Source organism: Shewanella sp. CAL98-MNA-CIBAN-0140 (assembly GCF_040309905.1).
In the GTDB taxonomy this organism is placed as follows: domain Bacteria; phylum Pseudomonadota; class Gammaproteobacteria; order Enterobacterales; family Shewanellaceae; genus Shewanella; species Shewanella psychromarinicola.
On sequence record NZ_JBEOPI010000016.1, the window covers coordinates 56,597 to 80,230 of the forward strand.

General features: G+C 43.8%; 22 protein-coding genes and 1 other RNA gene. 12 read left to right on the top strand and 11 right to left on the bottom strand.

Annotation, left to right across the window (positions count from 1 at the left end; genetic code table 11):
* Positions 1-38: 38 nt before the first annotated feature.
* Together AAEY93_RS10170 and yjjX are read right to left on the bottom strand one after the other, a co-directional pair.
* Positions 39-554: a GNAT family N-acetyltransferase gene (locus tag AAEY93_RS10170; protein ID WP_124013515.1), complete on the bottom strand. Its 516-nt coding sequence runs from the start codon at positions 552-554 to the stop codon at positions 39-41.
* Positions 547-1,119 (bottom strand): inosine/xanthosine triphosphatase, encoded by a 573-nt coding sequence (yjjX, locus tag AAEY93_RS10175; protein WP_124013516.1) that lies wholly within the window; start codon positions 1,117-1,119, stop codon positions 547-549. Before yjjX ends, AAEY93_RS10170 begins: the two co-directional genes overlap by 8 nt.
* A 279-nt stretch (positions 1,120-1,398) precedes the next feature.
* On the opposite strand from yjjX, the gene AAEY93_RS10180 reads away from it, so the two are divergent.
* Both AAEY93_RS10180 and AAEY93_RS10185 read left to right on the top strand, forming a co-directional pair.
* Complete coding sequence (locus tag AAEY93_RS10180) at positions 1,399-2,208, top strand: DUF4097 family beta strand repeat-containing protein (protein ID WP_101032786.1); 810 nt, start codon at positions 1,399-1,401, stop codon at positions 2,206-2,208.
* Positions 2,209-2,362: 154 nt separating this feature from the next.
* Entirely contained in the window at positions 2,363-3,154 is a 792-nt protein-coding gene (locus AAEY93_RS10185) for a ribonuclease H family protein (protein WP_101032785.1), read from the top strand.
* A gap of 98 nt (positions 3,155-3,252) precedes the next feature.
* Here the strand turns inward: AAEY93_RS10185 and AAEY93_RS10190 are convergent, their stop codons facing one another.
* Positions 3,253-3,708, bottom strand: coding sequence for a GNAT family N-acetyltransferase (locus AAEY93_RS10190; protein WP_124013517.1), 456 nt, complete (start codon positions 3,706-3,708; stop codon positions 3,253-3,255).
* 543 nt (positions 3,709-4,251) lie between these two features.
* On the opposite strand from AAEY93_RS10190, the gene mdh reads away from it, so the two are divergent.
* A complete protein-coding gene (gene mdh, locus AAEY93_RS10195; RefSeq protein ID WP_124013518.1) occupies positions 4,252-5,187 on the top strand; it encodes a malate dehydrogenase in 936 nt (311 codons plus the stop codon).
* A 122-nt stretch (positions 5,188-5,309) separates the two neighbouring features.
* On the opposite strand, the gene AAEY93_RS10200 is transcribed toward mdh, so the two are convergent.
* Positions 5,310-6,125, bottom strand: coding sequence for an SDR family NAD(P)-dependent oxidoreductase (locus AAEY93_RS10200; RefSeq protein WP_351076637.1), 816 nt, complete (start codon positions 6,123-6,125; stop codon positions 5,310-5,312).
* A gap of 11 nt (positions 6,126-6,136) precedes the next feature.
* On the bottom strand, positions 6,137-6,526 hold the full coding sequence (locus tag AAEY93_RS10205) for a thiol-disulfide oxidoreductase DCC family protein (RefSeq protein WP_101032780.1): 390 nt from the start codon (positions 6,524-6,526) through the stop codon (positions 6,137-6,139).
* A 179-nt stretch (positions 6,527-6,705) separates the two neighbouring features.
* On the opposite strand from AAEY93_RS10205, the gene folX reads away from it, so the two are divergent.
* From folX to AAEY93_RS10225, 4 genes are all read left to right on the top strand, one after another.
* Complete coding sequence (folX, locus tag AAEY93_RS10210; RefSeq protein WP_101032779.1) at positions 6,706-7,068, top strand: dihydroneopterin triphosphate 2'-epimerase; 363 nt, start codon at positions 6,706-6,708, stop codon at positions 7,066-7,068.
* A 30-nt stretch (positions 7,069-7,098) separates the two neighbouring features.
* Positions 7,099-7,764 (top strand): GTP cyclohydrolase I FolE, encoded by a 666-nt coding sequence (gene folE, locus AAEY93_RS10215; protein WP_418896013.1) that lies wholly within the window; start codon positions 7,099-7,101, stop codon positions 7,762-7,764.
* A gap of 220 nt (positions 7,765-7,984) precedes the next feature.
* The gene (gene folM, locus AAEY93_RS10220; protein WP_124013520.1) at positions 7,985-8,713 is read left to right on the top strand and encodes a dihydromonapterin reductase; all 729 of its coding nucleotides are present in this window, start codon (positions 7,985-7,987) and stop codon (positions 8,711-8,713) included.
* 160 nt (positions 8,714-8,873) lie between these two features.
* Positions 8,874-10,166, top strand: a complete 1,293-nt coding sequence (locus tag AAEY93_RS10225) for an O-acetylhomoserine aminocarboxypropyltransferase/cysteine synthase family protein (protein ID WP_124013541.1) — start codon at positions 8,874-8,876, stop codon at positions 10,164-10,166.
* Between the two features lie 180 nt (positions 10,167-10,346).
* On the opposite strand, the gene AAEY93_RS10230 is transcribed toward AAEY93_RS10225, so the two are convergent.
* The 6 genes from AAEY93_RS10230 to AAEY93_RS10255 form a co-directional block, all read right to left on the bottom strand.
* Positions 10,347-10,919 (bottom strand): 5-formyltetrahydrofolate cyclo-ligase, encoded by a 573-nt coding sequence (locus tag AAEY93_RS10230; RefSeq protein ID WP_232772208.1) that lies wholly within the window; start codon positions 10,917-10,919, stop codon positions 10,347-10,349.
* 391 nt (positions 10,920-11,310) lie between these two features.
* Complete coding sequence (locus AAEY93_RS10235; protein ID WP_351076642.1) at positions 11,311-13,203, bottom strand: DnaJ-like cysteine-rich domain-containing protein; 1,893 nt, start codon at positions 13,201-13,203, stop codon at positions 11,311-11,313.
* Positions 13,204-13,254: 51 nt separating this feature from the next.
* Positions 13,255-15,675: a peptidase associated/transthyretin-like domain-containing protein gene (locus AAEY93_RS10240; RefSeq protein WP_233768577.1), complete on the bottom strand. Its 2,421-nt coding sequence runs from the start codon at positions 15,673-15,675 to the stop codon at positions 13,255-13,257.
* A gap of 67 nt (positions 15,676-15,742) precedes the next feature.
* The gene (locus tag AAEY93_RS10245) at positions 15,743-17,149 is read right to left on the bottom strand and encodes a glycerophosphodiester phosphodiesterase (RefSeq protein WP_233768576.1); all 1,407 of its coding nucleotides are present in this window, start codon (positions 17,147-17,149) and stop codon (positions 15,743-15,745) included.
* A 504-nt stretch (positions 17,150-17,653) separates the two neighbouring features.
* A non-coding RNA gene (gene ssrS / locus AAEY93_RS10250) (6S RNA) lies at positions 17,654-17,835 on the bottom strand.
* Between the two features lie 52 nt (positions 17,836-17,887).
* Entirely contained in the window at positions 17,888-18,187 is a 300-nt protein-coding gene (locus tag AAEY93_RS10255; RefSeq protein WP_101032773.1) for a cell division protein ZapA, read from the bottom strand.
* A 433-nt stretch (positions 18,188-18,620) separates the two neighbouring features.
* Between AAEY93_RS10255 and AAEY93_RS10260 the strand changes: the two genes are divergently transcribed.
* From AAEY93_RS10260 to gcvH, 5 genes are all read left to right on the top strand, one after another.
* Positions 18,621-19,196: a UPF0149 family protein gene (locus AAEY93_RS10260; protein ID WP_101032772.1), complete on the top strand. Its 576-nt coding sequence runs from the start codon at positions 18,621-18,623 to the stop codon at positions 19,194-19,196.
* A gap of 29 nt (positions 19,197-19,225) precedes the next feature.
* A complete protein-coding gene (gene ubiH / locus AAEY93_RS10265) occupies positions 19,226-20,521 on the top strand; it encodes a 2-octaprenyl-6-methoxyphenyl hydroxylase (RefSeq protein ID WP_351076647.1) in 1,296 nt (431 codons plus the stop codon).
* 23 nt (positions 20,522-20,544) lie between these two features.
* A complete protein-coding gene (locus tag AAEY93_RS10270) occupies positions 20,545-21,762 on the top strand; it encodes an FAD-dependent oxidoreductase (protein WP_351076650.1) in 1,218 nt (405 codons plus the stop codon).
* Positions 21,763-21,987: 225 nt separating this feature from the next.
* Positions 21,988-23,082, top strand: a complete 1,095-nt coding sequence (gcvT, locus tag AAEY93_RS10275; RefSeq protein WP_335687397.1) for a glycine cleavage system aminomethyltransferase GcvT — start codon at positions 21,988-21,990, stop codon at positions 23,080-23,082.
* A gap of 71 nt (positions 23,083-23,153) precedes the next feature.
* Positions 23,154-23,543, top strand: coding sequence for a glycine cleavage system protein GcvH (gcvH, locus tag AAEY93_RS10280; protein ID WP_101032768.1), 390 nt, complete (start codon positions 23,154-23,156; stop codon positions 23,541-23,543).
* The last annotated feature ends 91 nt before the right edge of the window (positions 23,544-23,634 follow it).

The following is a 23,634-nucleotide window of genomic DNA, read 5'->3' on the forward strand; positions in this document are numbered from 1 at the left end:
ACGTGCAAATACGTTTGTTTAATGCCTATTTAGCGTTATTACAGTGTTTTTGTCATGGCGATTTCACAGGCGTCGTGACCTGTTTCACCTAAATGCTGGCATCGAACGAAACCTAATTTTTCATATAAGGCCAGTGCTTCAACTAATATAGCGGTGGTTTCGAGGTACATCGACTGGTAGCCTTGCTGTTTGGCATACTCAACACATAGTGCCGATAATCTTTTCGCCAAACCTTGGCCACGTATTGTGTTAGCAAAATACATTTTCTGTAATTCACACACACCATCATTGGCTGGTAATGGGGCAACACCTGCGCCGCCAACGACTTTGCCTTGGTATTCTATTACCCAGTATTGTGAGCCTTGCGCTTGATATACCTCACTTAAACAGTCAAGCGTCTTATCGGCAACGCTAAACCCTCTATCCGCAGTTAAGCCATATTCTGCTGACACTTCACGGATCATCGTCGCCAATGCAGCATTGTCTTGAGCTTGTAGTGGGCGGATTATTGCCCCGTTGTCTAAGGTGAATGGCATTGTGGTTGGTCTAGTCATTAAATAATTCCGCATTGATAAAAGGAGCCATTGCCAGCACTAATGCTTGGGTATAAATGCTTTCACGGCTGGCTAAACCTTGGGTGAGCAAACCAATCGCGCCACCTTTTTGTTTAATGTTGTTGGTGTTAAAGACTCTGTCCATCACTTTGCCCAGTTCTTCACCTGCTTGTAAAGCGTTAAAAATGGTTTGCGGTAGCGGTAAGTTGGCGCTGCGACCGACAGATAATGTGTCGTTATGGATAATGGCCATATAAGCAAAAGTGGCGGGGCCGTGCTCAAAAGGATCTACACCGCCTTCCATCGCCACATAAAAGTCAGCCTGTTGATTTGCCGTTTTTGCATTGGCTTGGCAAAACTTGGCGCGGTTAATGGCCCCCAGTTTAGTTTCTGCTTCGCTCATGGGTTGCTCTGCCACTAATGATGGCGCATGCATGCCGCGACAATGGATTTGAACATCAGGGAAATATTGTCCAATGGCGTGTTGTGCTGCACTTATTTTAACCGGGTTGGTTGAACCCACAATGATAGTTAACGTTTGCGATATCGCTGGAGATGTTGGCATAGGGCTATTTTTCTTTTTTGTTTGAGTTAACCGTGACAATCACAGTGGTAAAGTTAACCACATTGTATGATATTTTAGTTCTTTTTGGTTTAATGAACCACTTTTTTTAATGACGATTAAGTTTAAGTTACTGTAAATAAAGACTTTGTAGAGTTGGTATAAAACCTGCTAAATCATTGTTAATTGCCGCTAACGCTTACCAACAAGCGTTAACTCATGTTAATAACATTGGTGTAGTGAGCTAAGCTTATTTATATCTTCATAAAGGGAATTACTCATATGTCTATTCGTATCGCAACCATTAGTGTCACCGTCGGGCTTATTTTAGGGGCGACGCTGTTCGGTGCGTCACAAGGCGAAGCTGAGTCGGTGTTTTCGTCATCACAAACCTCTGCGCAAACTCAGACAGATCTTAACTTGGTACAGCAGCAATTGAATCTTGATGCTGGATCATTAACGCAGTTAGTTGCCAATACGGGTGCAGGTAAGTTAACGATTATCGGCGTACAAGGCTTAACTGAAGTGGTGATACATGCTGACATCTATACCCAGTCATTAGATCAAGATGACATTAACATTAAACTCAGTTTGACCCGTAAAGGTGATAAAGCCTATTTGTTATCAGAAATACACACTGAGCATTTATTAGGTGAGTCCCCCTTTATCGATCTATTGGTCAAAGTACCGTCAACCTTAGCCCTAGACATTAACGACGGTTCAGGCTCTATCCAAGTTGATGACGTCAGTGCAGATATCGAGTTAACCGACGGTTCGGGCAGTATTGTGATGAACCACATTGGCAAATTGGTATTAGTTGATGGTTCAGGATCTGTTGATATTGATCAAGCGTCAGGGGCGATCGATGTGCAAGATGGTTCGGGATCTATTCGCATTAACCATGTTATTGGCGATGTCAGTATTGAAGATGGGTCAGGCTCTATCAAGGTTAACCAAGTGCAGGGTATCGTTGCGATTAAAGATGGCTCCGGCGGCATTGAGGTTGCTAACACCAATGGGTTAACCATAGTCAATTCTGGCTCAGGCAGTGTCAATTATCATGATATTAATGGCCCACTGACCCTTAACTAACGCAAGCCCCAATAGGCTTTTATTTTATCAAGCAGCTCAAGTTAACTGCAACTGTAATGATCTAGATGGTTTTTTGTTTTAAAGCCAGGTTTAATCATGGCATGATGCAATCACGTTATTCGTGACGCTAGCATTGTTGAAGTAAGAATTAATCATGGCAAAGAAGTTTTATGTAGTATGGGCAGGACGAGAAACCGGCATTTTTACCAGCTGGGATGTCACTAAGCGCTCAGTTGATAAATATCCGCAAGCCAAATACAAATCCTTTGCCACAGAAGCGGAAGCTAAAGCGGCATTTGCTCAATCTCCTGCAAGCAGTATCGGCAAAAGTACCTCAGCCAAGACGACAAGCCGTTCATCAACCGTAAAGCCTGCTGGGGCTAGCACATCAACCAAAAGCCTTGGCGCTAATCAAGCAGTATTAAGCCAATTTGATGTGGTGATTTATACCGACGGCGGTTGTGAACCTAATCCTGGTAAAGCCGGGTCGGGGATGGCGATATACCGTAAAGGCGAGTTAAGCGAGTTATGGTTTGGATTGTTTAATCCTAATGGCACCAATAACACCGCCGAGCTCAACGCGCTGCATCAGGCATTATTGGTGGCTAAAAAAGTCCTAGACGCGGGCGAAACCGTGCAAATCATGAGCGACTCCCAGTACTCGATTAAATGTGTCTGTGAGTGGGCATACGGTTGGAAAGCTAAAAACTGGACTCGAAAAAGCGGTGAAATAGCCAACCTTGAGATCATCAAACCGGCTCATGCGCTATATGAAGCAATGAAAGCGGATTTGGTGCTGCAACATGTCGCTGCCCATATTGGGATTGAAGGTAATGAATTGGCAGACAGAATGTCGATCCATGCGATTGATCAACAGCACAAAGGGTTCAGCCAATTTAGCGCGCCACTGGATATCAGTAAAATTCTTGCGTTGCGCACAGGCTAGTTATTGTCGCAACTCTCCCTTGAACGCCTTAGATTCCTTGAAAAATAACCACAAAAAAGCCGGATTGTTCCGGCTTTTTGTATACCACTTATGATCACTTACGATTGCTTGGTATTTTCTTCGTACATTAAATAATGGCTCTGTTCCATGCCTAAGGATTCATAGGTTTGTTGGGCTATTTTATTATCATGCTCAACATATAAACGGAAGCTCGCAGTACCGCCATTGTCTGCGGCTAAGTCTTTTACTGCTTGATAAAGTTTGCCATAAATCCCTTGGCGACGATTGTGTGGGCGTATATACACACTTTGGATCCAGTAATAGTTATTTGCGCGCCAATCACTCCACTCGTAGGTCACCATGAGTGAGCCGGCAATTTCACCGTCAACTTCAGCGACTAAATATACCCCACGTTCAGGGTGGGTCAGCAACCCTTCAACACCGCGGGTTAACTGCTTGGCATCTAATGCAAGGTTCTCTGTTTCCATTGCCATGGCTTGATTAAATTGAACTAACGCTTGCTGGTCGGCCTGTTGGCCTATTCTTATTATCATCGAATTCTCACATTAAAAGGGCAATTACAACTGCATCGTATCAGTTAGTGATGGCAGCGTAGGTGAATAAGTTAATGCTGCCAGTGGCAGCCTAAGTGTACGCTAATTCTCTTATTTTATGGTATATAGCGCCTGCGTTCATGGTAGCGCTAATGTCATTAAACCAGTACAAATGAGCGGTTTGCTCATAACGTTAAAACAGTAAAACAAACAACACAAGAGGTTCATATGCAGTTATAGCCGCTATTTGAGCGAGGTAATCGAACATGTTTCTGTTGTAGCTAGTCGATATTGAACATCATTAGATTGACAAGATGTGCCTGAAAATGATCAATAATAATCCTTCTTTGGAGCGATTTTATGATATTTTTAGGTATAAATTGGAGCAAGATGTCCGTTTCCCCCAATTAAACTGTGGATTAGCGCTTACTTATTTATGACTGTCCACTAACGTATAATTGAAATTACTGTGACGATGCAGTAATGTGACGCCACGACAATGTAGATCAATGTCACAAACTGCATAAATTGATGGAGATAATTATGAAAGTTGCTGTATTGGGTGCTGCTGGTGGTATCGGCCAGGCTCTAGCTTTACTGTTAAAAACTCAACTGCCTGCGGGCTCAAAGTTGTCTCTGTATGACATCGCTCCTGTTACTCCTGGTGTTGCGGTTGACTTAAGTCACATCCCAACCGACGTAGAAGTAAAAGGTTTTGCTGGTGAAGATCCAACACCTGCATTATTGGATGCTGACGTAGTCTTAATGTCTGCGGGTATTGCGCGTAAGCCTGGTATGGATCGTTCAGATCTATTCAATATCAACGCTGGGATCGTGCGTAACCTAATGGAAAAAGTGGCGCTAACTTGTCCTAAAGCCTTAGTGGGTATTATTACTAACCCAGTTAACACAACGGTTGCGATTGCTGCTGAAGTATTGAAAAATGCTGGTGTTTACGACAAAAACCGTTTATTTGGTATCACCACTCTTGACGTTATCCGCAGTGAAACCTTCATCGCAGAGCTTAAAGGCTTAAACGTTGCTGACGTTAAAGTGAACGTTATTGGCGGACACAGCGGCGTGACTATTCTGCCTTTACTTTCTCAGGTTGAAGGCGTGACGTTCACTGACAAAGAAGTGGCAGCAATGACCACTCGCATTCAAAACGCGGGTACTGAAGTTGTTGAAGCTAAAGCCGGTGGTGGTAGCGCAACATTATCAATGGGCCAAGCAGCTTGTCGTTTTGGTTTATCATTGGTACGCGGTCTTCAAGGCGAAGCCAACATCGTTGAATGTGCCTATATTGACGGCGGCAGTGAGCACGCTACATTCTTCGCCCAGCCAATCCTTCTTGGCAAAAACGGCGTAGAAAAAGTATTACCTTACGGTGAAATTAGTGCATTTGAAGCTAACGCTCGTGATGCAATGTTAGACACCCTTAAAGGTGATATCAAATTAGGCGTTGAATTTGTTAAGTAATTAACAAATCAATGTACTAAAAACGCGAAGCCAATGCTTCGCGTTTTTTTATTTATAATGCCTAGCATCTAGCATCTAGCATCTAGCATCTAGCATCTAGCATCTAGCATCTTCATTCATCATCACCAATTTATCTCTTTGCCTTGCCAATCAAGATAACTGGCTTCGCCGTTAGGCTGTATTTCAGCCATGATCGCCGTTAACTGGCTGGCGACAAATTCTGGGGTGAATAACTTGCCTGCTGGCACATTGGCCTGAAACGGTTTTGATAATGGCGTGTCAGTGGTGCCGGGATGAAATGCGACGAGCTTGACTCGTTTCAGTCGCCTTGCATATTCTACGGCAGTGGTTTTGATCAACATGTTTAATGCCGCTTTCGAGGCGCGATAGCCGTACCAGCCGCCTAAACGATTATCTGAAATGCTGCCAACTCTGGCGCTTAAAATACTGATCACGCACTTTTTGTCAGCGGCTACGTTATGGTTTGCTTGCGACAATAACGCTGTCAGTGCGCTTAGCCACAGCATGGGCACAATACTGTTGGCATAAAACAATTCCTGCAATGCATCACTGTTAATGTCTTCAATGCGTTTTTCTGGCATCAGGTTTGAGTTTTTGGGTTGTTCAGTTGGCGATAGCGGCGTTTTGGAATGCAAAATACCATTGCACATCACCACACGAGTGACTTTACCGGCAACTAAACTGATGTTGTTAACACACTCAATAATAGAAGCTTGCTGATAATCACAGCTAAAATGGTGGTGCACTATGTTGGCTGGGTGTTCGGCTAACGTCAGTGCCGACTGACGGCTAATCGAAATGATACTTAACGGTACCTCTTGGCCTTGATCCACTACAGCTTGGTTGATAAACGCTCGGGCAATGGCCGATGAGGCACCAATAACAATTAAGGTTTCTGCTGAAGTTGGATCGCTCATGCCGCTTGCCCTTATTTGATGTTACAAGTGCCGTTACTACAACGCTTTTGACCCGTGAGTAGGTAAGATACTCGGTAGCGATTACGAGCAAAGGCCAAATAAGCCACATCGGCTATGGGTTTGATAACAGGCATGCGCAACAGTTTTATCCAACGGTGCTTACCCATCATCCCCCATGCTTTGGCGGTAACATCTAAGCCATAAAGCCAGCTGCCATCCGCTTGAAGTCCATGTAAAACAGTATTAGCGCGCACCACATCTAAATCAGGGAAGCGCAGCTTAATATCATCGGCATTAATATCTTCAAGGCCAATGCGGTTTAAACTGTCGTAGCGCTTTAATTGCTGCATTTCATTGAGGCAAAGCGGGCAAGTGCCGTCATAAAAAATAGTCAGTTCCATTATTAACCTCATTATTCAAAATGTGTATATTGAGTATTGTACGCACCACAAGCCTAGCCAGTTTACATTTACAGCAATCGAAATTTTATCCAGATAGGGCTGCTGATCGAAACGACTGTTTATGATCTTTTTATTCAACCTTGGCGTATCTAATCAAAACACACCACAAGGGCTCAATAATGCCATTAAGCCAAGCCATTATTAAGGTCACCAATTTACGCTTACGTACTTTTATTGGTTTTAACCAAGACGAGCGCGAAAAGCAGCAAGATGTGGTGATCAATATTGAGATCCATTATCCAGCCGATCGATCGTTTCAAACCGATAACGTTGCCGATGCGCTAAACTATAAGGTCATCACCAAAAAAGTGATTCAGCATGTTGAAGAGGGTAGGTTTTTATTACTGGAAAAACTGGTTGCCGACGTATTAGAAATTTGTCGTGAACACCCAGCCGTTACCATAGCCAGAGTCACCATTGATAAACCTCATGCATTGCGATTCGCCGATTCAGTGTCGTTGTCTTTAGAGTATCACAGCTAACTTAACCCATTATTTAAGGATGTTATTATTATGATGATTAATGACATAACCCGCGCAGAGTTGTCTGCTGAAGCATTGAAAGTTCAACAAGCTCTAGTCACACATGGACTTGAAACACCACTGGCACCAAGCCAGATGACCAGTGAGCAAAAGTATGAACGCATTAAAGGCTTAATGACTGAAGTGGTGTCAACGTTAGGGCTCGATCTTAGCGACGACAGCTTGGCTGAAACGCCGCACCGCATTGCTAAAATGTATGTTAACGAGATTTTTTCTGGTCTCGATTACGCTAATTTTCCTAAAATCACCCAAATTAAGAATAAAATGGGTGTCGAAGAAATGGTTAAGATCCGCGATATCAGTGTGGTCAGCACGTGCGAACATCACTTTATTACCATTGATGGGCTCGCCAAAGTCGCCTACATACCAAAAGACAATATTATTGGATTATCGAAAATTAACCGTATCGTGCGATTTTTTGCTCAAAGACCACAAGTGCAAGAACGCCTAACCCAGCAAATTTTAGTGGCGCTGCAAACCTTACTGGAAACCGACGATGTCGCAGTGAGCATTAATGCCACCCATTACTGCGTAAAATCACGCGGCATAATGGACACCTCATCAAGCACCCAAACCACAGCGCTTGGCGGCTGCTTTAAAGCCAACCCAGCGACAAGAGCTGAGTTTTTAGCTTAGGAATGACCTCCGTTTAGGATATAAACCGTTATCAATAATGGCTAATGACTTCAATTACCTCAAGTAACTGAAGTCATTTTTTTTATGACCAAGCTATAACTTGTCACCATTAGGCATTAAGATGACTTTTAGTCATCAATTGATCATTTTCTTTGAGATAACCATCTAATTTGCTTATGATAAAAGTTCAATGTATCAGAGCTAAAATAAAGAGAGCATTATGGAACGTACAATACTGATCACTGGCGTAGGTAAACGCATTGGCTATGCCCTGGCTAAATATTATTTGGCCCAAGGTCATCAGGTCATTGGTACCTATCGCACCCACTACGACAGTATTGAACAGCTGGGAAAGTTGGGGGCGAGTTTACATTCATGCGACTTAACTAATCCTGTGGCAATCGATGCATTGATTGAGCATATCAATGAGCATCATGATCGCCTCGATACCATTATTCATAATGCGTCAGACTGGTTGCCCGACAACAATGGCTTAAGCCCGAGCGAGACTATGATGCGGATGATGCAAATTCATGTATCTGCGCCGTATCAAATCAACCTAGCGTTAGCACCATTGCTGATCAGTGCCGCCAAAACCAATGACGATAGCATTGGTGCCAGTAACATTATTCATCTTACCGACTTTGTAGCCGAAAAAGGCAGTAAAAAGCATATTGCCTACGCCGCCAGCAAAGCCGCACTTCACAACATGAGTCTGTCGTTTGCGAGCTTGTTAGCCCCGCACGTTAAAGTTAACTCCATTGCGCCTGCTATGATTTTATTTAACCAAGATGACGATGATGCCTACAAAGCCAAAGCACTGGCTAAAGCGATGTTGCCTAAAGAAGCCGGTAATGATGAAATCATTTCTTTGGTCGACTACCTACTGGGCAGCCATTATGTTACAGGTCGCAGTTATGCGGTAGATGGCGGCAGACAGTTAAAATAGTCATGTCGTGAGGTATTGTTGCAACTAAGTAATAGACTTCTAGATGGCTAATTGCTAGTGTAGAGAACCGCTGCTATTATCAACAACTGCGGAGCCCCTTTTGGGTCATTAATCCATTCGAATATACACAGTTAAGGAAGGCGCTATGTCTGCAGCAAACATGAAACTGGAATCACTGGCATTACATTATGGCTACGAGTCTGAAGCAACCACCAAAGCTGCAGCAGTGCCCATTTACCAAACGACATCGTACACCTTTGATGATACTCAACACGGTGCCGACCTGTTTGACTTAAAAGTTGCCGGTAACATTTACACCCGCATTATGAACCCGACAACCAGCGTGCTTGAACAACGCTTGGCTGCGATAGAAGGTGGTATTGGTGCGCTGGCAGTTGCATCAGGCATGGCGGCAATTACTTATGCCATTCAAGCGTTAACCCAAGTGGGCGACAACATTGTCAGCACCAGCCAGTTATACGGTGGCACCTATAATTTATTTGCCCATACATTGCCCCGCCAAGGTGTTGAAGTCCGTATGGCGGCGTTTGATGATTTCGATGGCCTCGATGCATTAATTGACGATAAGACTAAAGCGTTATTTTGTGAATCGATTGGTAATCCTGCCGGTAATATTGTCGACTTACAGCGTTTGGCCGATATTGCCCACAAACATGGGGTGCCGTTAATTGTTGATAATACTGTGGCAACGCCAGTGTTATGTCGTGCATTTGATCATGGTGCAGATATCGTTATTCATTCATTAACCAAATACATTGGCGGCCACGGCACTACTATTGGTGGGGTGATTATTGATTCGGGCAAATTTGATTGGGTAGAGAACAAGCAACGCTTTGCGATACTCAATGAGCCCGATCCGTCTTATCACGGCGTGGTCTATACCGACGCGTTTGGTCCAGCGGCCTTTATTGGTCGCTGCCGCGTTGTGCCATTGCGCAATACTGGCGCAGCATTATCGCCACACAGTTCCTTTTTATTACTCCAAGGTTTAGAAACCTTAAGCCTGCGCATGGAACGTCATTGCTGCAATGCCCTCACGTTAGCTGAATATTTACAACAGCATCCAAGCATTAGCTGGGTTAATTACGCCGCATTACCGGATAGTCCGCATCATGGTACATGCCAAAAAATCACTGGCGGTAAAGCCTCTGGTATCATCAGTTTTGGCATTAAAGCCGATAATGCTGAAGCCGGTAAAGTCGCTGGTGGTAAGTTTATTGATGCACTGCAAATGGTGCTGCGTTTAGTCAATATCGGCGATGCTAAATCACTGGCGTGCCATCCTGCCAGTACCACTCACCGCCAACTCAGCGGCGCAGAGTTAGCCAAAGCCGGCGTGTCAGAAGACCTCGTCCGCATTTCGGTGGGAATAGAGCACATCGATGACATCATTGCCGATGTTAGCCAAGCATTAGAGAAAGCAATTGTGTAACTAACATAAATAAAATAAATAAAAAGCCCTATCAATACTGTGTATTGATAGGGCTTTTTATTATGCTATGAGGATCAACACTTTGCCGGAGCGGCTGGGGAGATCCAAGAGGGAAAAGCCGTTTTCCCTGCTTGAACGGGTGTGAGCGAAGCGCCAGGACCTTAATAAAATTAAGCTATTTTAAATAGCTAACCGTTTCGTTGGAGTAATTATCACCGGCAACGGCACATCCCAATATTCAATCGGTAAAACGCTCACTTGCTGACAGTCATGGGCATACCCGACGGCTAACGGCTTGTTATCAATCACTTGTGCCAAGGTGCGGTCGTAATAACCGCCGCCCATACCCATGCGATTACCATTATTATCAAATGCGACCAAGGGTGTCACAATCATATCCAGCTGCTCAACAGTGGCAATGTTGCCGACATCAAGCTTGGGTTCGGCAATGTTAAAGCGATTGTTTATCATCACAGTATCAGCGGTATAGCGAATAAACAGCAAATGCCCTTTAGCAAAAGGGTGCAAGCGAGGTAGATACACTTCAATATCTAATTTCCATAAAGCTTTTATCAACTTATTGGTTGCTAGTTCACCGTCAAAAGCTAAATATAGCGCCACTCGTTTAGCTGAAATACGCTGAATTTCTGACAATAAATGTCGACTAGCAATCAAGGCTAGTTGGTTTTGTTCCGCTTGAGAAAGGGCATTACGCTCTTGCCTGATATGGCGACGAATACTGTCACGGCTCATATTATAACTGTCGAATAACGGTGCTGGGATTGAAGGATCTGTAAATGAATCTTTATTGATAATGGCTTGATCCGTCATAAGTTTATCTGATGCAGTGCTGCCAGAAGAAAAATAAGTAATCAGGGTTTGAACCGCTGAAGAATCTGACTGATATGGTTCTGAATTAGTCATAAAACGCGTCATGCTCATATGTAGGGAATACTCCAACACTTACAAATGAATTTAAAAAAACGATAATCAACAACTGGAACTCAAAGTAGGTTATCGCGTTCTGTAATGAGATGAAATCACAGATTGATAGTCAGCTAATGCTGAATCACTTTGCATCAAACTTCCCCCCAGCGTAAGGCTTAGCATTACGCTGGGTTGTTTTTAGCAACACAATACGGGACTATTTATCCATGTTCATCGATTTTAGTAGCACCGGACTCTCGTAATCAGCCATCATCGTCTTTGCTTTTAACCAAAATTTTCTACGTGTTAAGAAGTAAGTAAAGCCAACTGATAACAAAGCCCACTCAATTAAATTATTCCCCATAAAACGTAAACCAGATGATAATAACGCAGCCACATCACCAGAATAATTAGCATTATTTTCGATAAAACCATAAGTTGGGTTTATTAAGAACAAACCGTATTGTAGGGCACAATAAAAACTGACTCCAGCAATCAATCCAAAAATTTTGCTATACCACTTTTGTGGCCATTTTACACCAATGACGAGTAAGTAAAGCCCGACCAATAATGAGCCACTCACGAGAGTGCTAGCCATGGCGGGTGAATGGCCAAGCAGTTCAACCGTGTTGTAATAAAGCGTTAACGCCATATGTGGCAATAATAGTGTAATGCTGATAGCCAATACCCAGATCTTAGCGTTACTGATATTTTTCCAATACAATTTTTTCACACCTTGGTAGCTTAACCACAATAACCCAAGTACAAAGGCATAATTAGCCACAGCGGGAAGCCCGAATAGGCCAAATTGCATCGTCAATAACGCCATCATCCATTCAGGTATTTGAGTCACGCTCATGCGATAACCGGAATCGACTGCAAATTTGGGGAATAACAGCGCGATTAACATCCCTAAAGTAAAGAATAAATAAGTGTATTTAATCAAGCCTGCGAACATGTTAGGTGTAATACCTTTAACGCTTTGCTTTTTTAATTGTGTCACTAAGTTTTGGTAGTTAGATAATACCGCGTCTTTAATATCAGTCGATACCCAGTTTTCATCTAATAATGCAATTTGCGTGTGGGTTGTATCGGCTTCGATAATGTTTTTTACAGCAGGGGTGGCTAATGCCACTTTGTCGGCGGATTGGCTGCCCCCTGCCATTTTCTGTGCCACACTCCATACCGCAGGATCGTAAACCCCACCGGCATTATGGGTGGTGTTCTTTTTACCGGCAAAGCACATCTTGGTATCGACTTTATCAATCGTCGCGGTAAATTGCAGGGTTGGAAGTTTAGCGGTAAAAGCATACATAAAGGTACAGCCATCAAGGGTACCCTCAACATCAACTTCAGTTATCTCAGTTAAATTATAGACTAAGTTTAAGCCGCTATTTTTGACAAATTCAGAGGTCCATTTGTGGTAATCACTGCTGTTATAAGCCCAGTTAGTGCTGCGTTTTGCTTCACCATCAATGGTGTAACTGTGATAGAGGTAACCGCCGCCACTACAAGTGCCGCACGTCACAGAGCCCGAGCCGTTGCAGGTATAACAGGTTTTTTTACCACTGCCCCAACATGATGAACAAGACTCTGTGGTATAAACCGTGCGATTATTATAGCTATCATGACGCGAAACACTGACGCGGCCACTACCATGACAACCACTACAAGAGTTACTACCAGAGCCATAACAGCTAGAACAACTTTGACTACCAGAACCATGGCAACGGTAGCAAACTTTGCTGCCCACATAGGTTTCAGGGGCTGATTTTAAGCCTCTATTTCTTATTAGGAAATTTTCCGCAATATCAGGCCCAAGTATTGTTAAGAAGCGATCGTTAAACAACGAATTCTGTCCACTGACATACTCTTTGGCTTTGTCATGGGCGAGATCTCGGGCATTGGATGCACTGCCTGACTTAATTCCAGATGGGCAATAGCCGCCGTGTTCATGTGCACTCACGCCAACTTCAATCGTCCAACCAAAGGTAAATTTAAGCTGTGGAAGCTTTGCTTGTTCGTTGCTTAATATTACTGGTACATCGACACCAGTGAGATCTTTACCGTTGCTACGGATAAAACTTTGGAATTGTTCTAATTTACTCACGTAATACTTCCTATAAATCAATGCGTGATGAATTTTTTTACTGTTTTTTTATCATTGACTGGTCACGTCTGCTGCTGACAAATTGATATTAAAATCAGTTTCGTCGGCTTTCAAATACACCCATTCTCTAACGGAAATATGTCCAGGGGCGCTGACTTTTATGTCATAACTGCCCGCGGGTAACATCATGCCTGCTTGATATGTTGGTTTAATATTCATCACTGCCACCTTGGCATTGGCGATATTGTTGTTGATAGTCAGAGGTAATAAGGCGGCTTTCTTAGGCGAGTATTTAGCAAGCTTAGTTGAATCATGTTCAGACATTATTGCTAAATCAAAGCGGTTAATGGGCTCACTGATCGCATTAAATCCTTTGGTGATAAATAAGCCTTGGTCAATGGATGAACCGATAGGTTGCACCATAGGTTGAGTCACTAATAACCATTTAAGCGCGAATGAAATCATGGCTGAATCATTCTTCTCCATTTGTTCAAAAAAGTAATGCAACGCCGATTCTTTCATGGTGTATTGGTTAACGGCCATGGATAAAGGCACCACAAAAATTGCCGCTAATAACAGGATAGATATTGCAGGTTTTATATATCGGTTAGGCTTAGCTTTTGCTGCTGCTCGAGTCCTTTTTACTTGCACGAGTTCTACGGCTTTCATCGGTAACTTTAATAGGGTTAATAGCACCAAGGCTAAGCTAATCGACATGGATATTGGCGGAATAATCGTTGATCTTAAAGCCGACTTACCCGTCGATTCAAAAGCGCCGCCGTCGGCAAACTCAACTTGTTGGGCTTCGAGCACATTAAGATACTCGGTGGTTTTCCGTCGTATATTGGGTTCAATAATTTTCTGTTTAAACTCACGGTTATTCCAATCAGCCAGCGTTGGTTTTACGTAAAGCTCTTTCATTTCATCCTCAATACGCTGTTGGATAACGCCTTGCTGTTGAAATGTCTGCCAGCTTAAATTCGGCGGCATGTCATTGCCTTTAGCCTTCATTTTTGATCGCCACTCACTATCAGCTTGTTGACGCACTTTTTTAGCAACTGCAATGTCAAAGCTATTACGATCGGTCAGTGACCAAGAAGGGGATAAGGTTAAGCCTTTTTGTTTCAGCTTTTTATTCACTTTTATGCTGGTAAGTTCATTTACTCTAAATTCATGAATTGAGTTAATGCCTAATGGATAGCCACCCGACTCTTTAATAAAATCAGGCTCCATTTTTAGCATCAACACGTTTTTATAATGATTCACATCGTTGGTATACACCATACGATGATCTTTAAATCCAGCGTCGCCACCCGTTACGGCATCAGCAGCTTGCATTGCAGTGTAAAGGCCAAATGTCAAAATCCCTGAAATAATGGAATTACCGACGTTTTCAGACGTCGAAATTTCTTCACGAACCAACCAATCATTAGGTGGAATATAAGGCATGCTGTATTTGGCTATTTCTTTGTCATAACCGTTCTGCAGTCGCTCGAAACAACGGTCTTTATTACTGCCACTTTTCTTTTCTGCACATTTATTACGCCGTTCAAAATAATCGTATAATTTAGGGGCTATTTTTTGTGCCCGGGATTCGACCCTGGCTTCATAAGCCTTGGTGCCTTGTTGGTATTGCTCCCAACCTTGCTTTACCTGGTTTTGGGTATCGAGCCAGTAAGCGTCAGATCGTGTTTGTACGCTAGCTAAGGCCTGATTATATTGATTAGAACCTGCAGCATACTCAGTGTATTTTCCCCGTAGGGTCTGGCGGAAATTATCATAGTTAGCGTAGTGTTGATCAAATCGAGACATAGCACGGTCGCGAACAAATTTTTCCATGATCAAGCGCTTTTTCTGTTTTAAATCGTCCACTAATTTATCATCAGCGTATACGAGTCCACCAAACACGGATAAAAACGTTTTTTCGATTGCACTGTGTTTTTTATCGGGGTCGTAATCAATGCCTTCAAATTTTATTGAATTTTCAATCAATGCGCTACGAAGTACTTGCGACAAATAAGCTTGTTGGCGCTCTTCTGGGGTCGATGCATCAATAATAAAATGATCCACTAACCACTTTTGACCAAAAAATACCGTTGGCCAAATAATCACTGCAATTAGGGTGAAATAACCTAAAGCCCGAGTGGCTTTAGCCACTTGTTTACCTTTTAGTAATAAGTCAGCTAAAAGCAGGGTAACGCCAACACCACTGATGGTACGACCAAATAATTCTACCGCCCGTAAGTCTTCCACGCTGGAATTGCGCCCGCCAGCAACATCGGTTAACGCCGCATTAAACACCGCCTCAGGGAATAAATACACTATCGAACAAATGAACATCAACAGCATCCACCAGAAGGGTTTACCCGTGTTAACCATTTGGGCTTCAACAGCTTGTTGTTTTTTAGCTTTGACAGCCGTTGATTGTTGATTTTTCTGTACTTTCTTCAGCTCTTTTTCAGCTGATTCCATCTTCTTTTGCGTCGGGGCAGTGTTAAGCAAATTTGTTGCAAATGGACTTTTGTTATTATCAGTCATATTAATTTTTATTAGCCTGACGACCTGGTAACCTTAAAATAATGGTGTCACCGGTGTCGTTATCAATTATTTCATCAGTAATAGTGGGGAAACCATGTTCCAACAAAGGCGTGGGTATGTTGTTAGGTGTCTTGTTAACCGCAGTGCTATGGATGGCTTTAAGGCCAGAGGTTAATGACAAATAATAACCTTCTGTTTGATAACCAAGCATTTCGTCAAAGCGATCAAAGTCAGCATCTTGGGGTAAAGCGGTAATATAACGACCGACATTACTCAATGCTTGATAACGCTTTTTAGGTACGGCTCTGTTGAATAAACGCTGGCAAATCTTGTAAGGCGTGGCATCCACAATTGCGCCATCGGGTAGCTTATTAGTGGTTAACTTAAGTAATTGTGATTGATGATAATCACTGCCATTAAGCGAATAGGTATAGACCTTCATTCCGAGTTGGTGAGCACGATACTTGACGCTGAGATGCTGCATAAAACTGCGAATGTCTAAGTGTAAACCAGAGTTGCTACCCAGCTTTTTTTGCAATTGGGTTAATGATGATGTTGCGGTGTAGTCTTTATAACGTGAGCGGTAACGTTTAGTGCCGTAGCGACCAGCAAGCTCAAGATTATGTTGATTATCTAAGTAATAGGCATCATTTTTTACACCTTTACGTAAATCTGCGGCTAACTTTTCAACACTGGTAGGGTGTCCACCTTGAATAAAGCCTAAGTAAACCGATGGGTTAATGCCACGTAGCTTGTATAGGACATCTCGTTCTGCCGCAGAATAATAAAATCCACCTAAGCCAATATATTTTCTGAGCATATTATCGAGCTCTACCAGCTTTTGGCCATTGGTATCAGATTTTATTTCTACATTGAGTCGTTGATTTTGGGTGCGATAAGCGCCAAATACTCTAAAGGCTTCTGCAGCCGTTATTGGGCGTTCGTTGAGTAAATTGTTACTGTGTTTATCCCGCAGTTTCAGATTAGCGAACTGCTGAACACTCATGCGATTTAGTTTAAAGCGTTCACCGGTGTAATACACGGTAGCGCGACCTGTTTGACTATCGTGATGATTAACCCAAGTGCCATCTTTGAGTAGCATTACGTCAATTTCGACACTGTTAAAGTTATCGTTCAAGGCCGAAGCAATAGCATTAGCGCTACTTTCTGGTTGACGAAAATCTCCACGGTGCGCCGAAATATCTAACTGGCATTGTGCGGTCGAGACCATTTTGATATTGCCATTGCTAGCCAGATATAAATTGCGATCGCCTAAGCTCAATTGAACATCAATGATATCCAAACCTAGGTTTGCTGCATCAGCAGGCAAATGAGATAACGCAGCAGGAATGATATGACTCGGTTTAACAGGGTCGGGTGTGGATTTACAAGCAGATAAGCTGAACATGAATACAATTAAAATGGTGCAGTAAACCTTGAGATGAGTGGAGCAGCTTGTCATAATCCATATTTACAAGTTATTAATATTAAACACTTTATACAGTAATATACGTTGTAAAACAATCTTAACAATAAAGTAACCTAGTGTCTCCGTCTGAAAGTGTGAAAGCGGGACTGTTTTGTATAAAAAACGGTCGTATTTTATTGGCTATTTGAGCTGAAGGATCAGCGTCACCAAGTTATGTTGTCGATTTATGCACAGCTGGAGGATAAAAGAGATCTTGAGGAGAAAAGAGAGCTTGGATATGAAACAGAGCTGGATATGAAAGAGTGCTTGGATATGAAACAGAGCTGGATATGAAAGTGAGCTGGATATGAAAGAGCTTGGATATGAAACAGTGCTTGGATATAAAAGCGTGCTTGAGGATGAAATAAAGGCACTATCTAAAAAGTGTAACCGAGGTGATCTTCAAAAAATGAGCCTTAAAAAAAGGCTAAATCTGAAATTAGAATGCTCCCCAAAATACCGCTGCTGGCGCAGCCCTTGAACCGTAGGTTCAAGGCGGGTAAATGTTCATTTCCTAAGGCTTCTCGGTATAATCCGAGCATGCACAGTGTCAACGAAAGCATTCACCCTGGGTTTGTAATTATCGGCACAGGGACTTAACCAACTGGCGAATATCTCAGGGAGCAAAACAGGGTAGAATCAAGTTATTCTTAATTCTGAAATCTTAGTTTAGCCTTCCTAGCTGCTTCGTTCAACCAAGGATGTTTCCAACGTTGACTGTAATAACGAAATTCGCTCATCCATTTGCGCCATGTACTGCTTATTCTTTTGCTTTTCTTCGTACAATTCATTACCAATATTGAGTGCGGCCATAATGGCAAGCTCTTCACGGCTTAAGTTGTTGGTCCGAGACTTTAACGTCGTCAGCTGGTTTTCAACTTCTCTGGCTACCGTGCGCAATGCTTCTTCGCGTCCTTTAGGACATCCGATGGAGTAGGTGCGCCCTAATAGGGTAATATCAACAGCACTGTTACTCATAATGTCGCCGCAGATCCTCAGTTAACCTCACTCGGGTTAAAGAGATGGGGTAAACAAGTAAAAATCATAAAATTTGACATATTTCATATCAAACTTGTCATTTGTTTTGCTAACCAGGCGTCTTGTGCAATTAATCGCTGCGCCAATAACAGGTCTATTATAAGTCAGTGTAGCGCAGTTAGCGGGACAAAAGACTGTTTGATAACCGTTTATTATTCCGAGCTGATGTTAGTAAAGTTCAGCATGTGAGCGAACTATATAGGGCTGAATTTAAAAGCGCAAGGCAACAGTATCCCTTTTTAACTATTTGCTGTTTGTGTGAACAAATCTGCTTCAGTCCCTGTATAATTGGGGCACAATACACGCTCGCATTTGGAGCATCATACTATCTCTGCTAGCATTGAAGCAGATATAGCGCTATTAGGAATTAACCATGGCAATCCCACCTTCATTATGTATTGAAAAACTAAAACAGGCATTAGATTACGCTGAAGTAGGCCAACATCCAGTAGAAGTGCACGGTGCACTTGTTGGGCTAATTTGTGGTGGCGTAAAACAAGAGAATTTTGCGTGGTTAACGCCGTTAGTTGAGTTAATGAACGACGGTCAGCCGCTAGAAGCGAACTTACAAAAGTTGATCAGTGAGTTGTATCAAGACACGGTGACACGATTAGTCGATTTTGAATTTGGCTTTACCTTGTTACTGCCAGAAGAAGAAGTGCCGCTGAGCGAGCGCGTTGAAGCGTTAGCTTTGTGGACCCAAAGCTTCTTAACCGGCATTGCCATTATTCAACCGCAGCTAGCAAAAGCATCATCTGATGTGCGTGAAGTGATTAAAGACCTTGCTGATATTGCCCAAGTAGAATTTGATGTTGGTGATGACGAAGAATCCGAAGTCGCCTACGTTGAACTGCAAGAATTTGTCAGAATGTCGGCTATTTTATGCTATTCAGAGTTCGGTTTAGACATGCCTTTACATGACACCGACGAGCATTCAAATTTTCACTAATATTTTTGGTATAGGCAGTAACGCAGCGTATGACCTCAGCACACACCTCCACACAACCACTTGCCGTTGATATTGCCATTGTGGGTGGCGCCATGGCAGGAGCCACGTTAGCCTTAGGGTTAGCTAAGTTATCTGCCACCTTGTCGCGTCCGCTGCGCATTGCCTTAATCGAAGCCCACGTTGCCAACAATAATCACCCAGGCTTTGATGCTCGCTCCATTGCCGTTGCTCACGGTTCTGTTTTTGAACTCACTCGTTTAGGCATTTGGCCCAAGTTGCAGCATCTTGGCACTGCAATTGAAAATATTCATGTTTCCGATCGCGGTCACTTTGGCATGACCGAGCTCAATGCTAAACCGCTTGGGTTAGATGCATTAGGCCAGGTGGTTGAATTAGCCCAAGTCGGTAAGGTGCTATTTGAGGAGCTGGCTAAATCATCTGTCAGTTTGTTTTGTCCTGCTAAAGTCACCTATATACAAGCCCAACAAGACGGCCACCTATTAACCTTAGATGACGGCACTCAATTGCATTGCCAGTTATTGGTGGCAGCAGATGGTGCCAATTCGGTCGTGCGCCAACATCTGGGCCAACCCACAGAAAAAATCGATTTTGATCAAACGGCTATAGTCGCTAATATCACCACAGATCAAGCCCATCAGCATTGGGCTTACGAACGCTTCACTCAAACCGGCCCGCTGGCACTTTTACCTATGTCATCAGCGTCTAATTCATTCAAGTCTAAGTCATTCGCGTCTAAGTCTTCAGCAACGCCGACCCAATCACGTTTTTCAGTCGTGTGGGCATTACCGCCCGCACAAGCCCATGAATTAGTCAACGGCGACAAAACTGAATTTTTAGCCGCCTTACAACAAGCGTTTGGTCACCGAGCGGGTCGTTTCGTCGACGTCGGTCAGCGGGTGAGTTATCCACTAACGTTATCGTATATGCCAAGGCCTGTTTACCATCGTTGTATCTTTGTCGGTAACGCCGCGCAAACCCTACATCCTATTGCCGGACAAGGCTTTAACTTAGGTTTACGTGATGTAGTGGGGTTACTCAATGTACTTGAACAGGCCTTTAGTGCGCATCAATTAACCAATAGCTCAACCCAGGTCGATGTCGGCAGCAGCGCCATCGTGCATCAATATTTAGTCGATCGCCAAGCCGATCGCGACTGCACACTTCGCAATATCGAATTTTTAGTGCGTGGTTTTTCCAATCAATATTGGCCGCTGGTGGCGGGGCGCAATGTCTGTTTGCGTTTATTGTCTTGGTTACCCCCACTCAAACGTCCCGTTGCTCAAACCGCAATGGGTTGGCGTTAACTCTTTTAAGGTAAGGATTGACCATGTATTCAACTCAAACATATGATGTTGCCATCGTCGGAGGTGGCATGGTCGGGCTCGCTACCGCAATCGGTTTAGCCAACGCCGACCTTAATGTCGTGGTCATCGATGCTGGCACAATTCAAGCGGTCAGTGGCGAGCCTAAATTGCGTGTCAGTGCCATTAACAAAGCCAGCCAGCAATTGCTACAAAACCTCAGTGCGTGGCAATATCTCGATGACAATCGTGTCAGCCCTTACCAAAAAATGTCGGTGTGGGACAAAGACGGCCTAGGCAAAATTGAATTTGACGCCCACAGCATCAGCGAAACGCATTTAGGCTCGATTATCGAAAACGATGCCATCAGCTATGCCCTTGCCAAACGTGCGAGTGAGATCAGTAATTTAACCCATTTAGAAGGCCAACGCCTTGAACGTATAGCCTTTGGCGAACGCGAAGCTTGGCTTACCTTAGCCAGTGGCGACAACATTAGCGCCGCCGTGGTGGTGGCTGCCGATGGTGCCAACTCATGGGTGCGCCAGCAATGCAGTATTCCGCTGACATTCTGGGACTACGGTCACCATGCCATTGTCGCCACAGTGCGCACCGAACTCGCCCATGACGCCACCGCCAGACAAGCCTTTTTACCCGGCGGCCCATTAGCTATGTTGCCCTTGTATGACGACCATTTATGTTCAATTGTGTGGTCGGTGTCGCCCGATCAAGCCAAGCAATTATTAGCGCTTGATGAGGTTGAGTTTTCAAAAGCATTAACCGCCGCGCTTGATGGTCGTTTAGGCTTGTGCCAAGTGATCAGCGAGCGTCAATCATTTCCACTGCGGATGCGTTATGCGCGCCATTTTGCGCGCCACCGTTTAGTGCTGGCCGGTGACGCCGCCCATACCATTCATCCGTTAGCCGGCCAAGGGGTTAACTTAGGCTTTTTAGACGCTGCCAGTATCATCGACACCTTTACCCAATTGCATGAGCAAGGCAAAGACTTAGGCGAATATAGCCATTTACGCGCCCTTGAACGTTGGCGTAAAGCTGAAGCCATGGAAATGATCGCCACCATGGAAGTCTTTAAAAGACTGTTTGCCGGCAGCAATCCGCTTAAAAAAGCCATGCGCGACATCGGCCTAACCCTAGTTGATAATGTCGCTGGACTGAAAACAGTGTTCATCAAACAGGCTATGGGTAACAAAATGACATTACCTAAACTTTGTCGTGAGCCAATTTAATCATAGCTAATGTAGAAACTTGTTTAATATCAGGTAGCACAGTTAAATCAGTTATTTTATTGTAAATAATTATGTAAAAAAATTATGCCAATAGATTAGCTAAACTAATGCGACTGGACTCGGATTAGAAAATTCTTTTGTATACAAATTGGGTCTGCGGAGTATAATTTTGTTCGCATTTTATCAAATACCTACATAAGAAAGGCCTCAAAAAAAGGGATAATAATGGCTAGCAAAACAGTACTTTTTAACAAGCATTTACAATCAAACGCCAAAATGGTCGATTTCCATGGTTGGGAAATGCCGATTAACTACGGCTCTCAAATCGAAGAGCACCACGCAGTACGTCAAGACGCAGGCATGTTTGACGTGTCTCACATGACCGTAGTTGACGTTACCGGCAGCGATGCTTGTGCCTTCTTACGTAAGTTACTTGCTAACGATGTCGCCAAACTTACCGTACCGGGTAAAGCCCTTTATGGCGGAATGCTAGACGAAAACGCTGGTATCATCGACGACCTTATTACCTACTACTTAACCGACACCCATTACCGCGTAGTGGTTAACTCCGCTACTCGCGACAAAGACCTCGCCTGGATCAACAAACAAGCCGCCGCGTTTGATGTTGTGGTTAGCGAACGTCCAGAATTGTCGATGATTGCCGTACAAGGCCCTAACGCGAAAGCGAAAGCCGCTAGCGTATTCACCGCCGATCAAAATGCTGCTATTGCAGGCATGAAGCCATTCTTTGGTGTGCAGTCAGGCAGTTTATTTATTGCCACCACAGGTTACACCGGTGAAGTTGGCTACGAAATCATTGTCCCAGAAGCTGAAGCTGAAGCCCTATGGCAAGCACTCTTAGAGGCAGGCGTTAAGCCGTGTGGTCTTGGTGCCCGCGACACATTACGCTTAGAAGCGGGCATGAATCTATACGGCCAAGACATGGACGAGTCAATCAATCCACTGGCTGCTAATATGGGCTGGACCGTTGCGTGGGAGCCAAGCGATCGTGACTTTATCGGCCGCGAAGCGTTAACCGCGATTAAAGCGGCAGGCACGACAAAGTTAGTTGGTTTGGTCATGGAAGAAAAGGGCGTGTTACGCCATGATATGGCGGTATTTTTTACCGATGCAGACGGTGTTGAACACCAAGGTGTGATCACCAGTGGTTCGTTTTCGCCAACGTTAGGCTATTCTATCGCCATGGCCCGTGTACCCAATGGTATTGGTGCCACAGCTAAAGTTGAAATGCGTAAAAAACGCGTGACCGTAAAAGTCATCGCCCCAAGTTTTGTGCGCAATGGTAAACAAGCCTTCTAATGATAGTGGCGTGTTACCGACACCGAATTTATTGATTAAGTCTTTGAACATCAGATTAAGGAACAGCAACAATGAGCACTATTCCGGCAGAATTGAAATATGCATCTTCACACGAATGGATCCGTAAAGAATCAGACGGTAGCTACACGGTAGGTATCACTGAGCATGCTCAAGAGCTTCTTGGTGACATGGTATTCGTAGAATTACCAGAAGTAGGCGATACCGTTACCGCCGGTGAAGATTGTGCAGTAGCAGAATCAGTCAAAGCGGCTTCAGACATCTACGCACCGATTTCTGGTGAAGTGATTGCCGTAAACGAATCCTTAGAAGATTCACCAGAACTGGTTAACAGTGACGCTTTTGGTGAAGGTTGGTTCTTCCGTGTTATGCCTTCTCTTGAAGCCGAAGTTGATGCATTGCTTGATGCCGACGGTTATCAAGAAGTCATTGACCAAGAATAATCACCCATAACACTAGAAGCTCCCTAGGGAGCTTCTTTGTTATATGAAGCTAAAAATGTTGCGCCGATAATCTCTAACCCGTGGCAGTTAA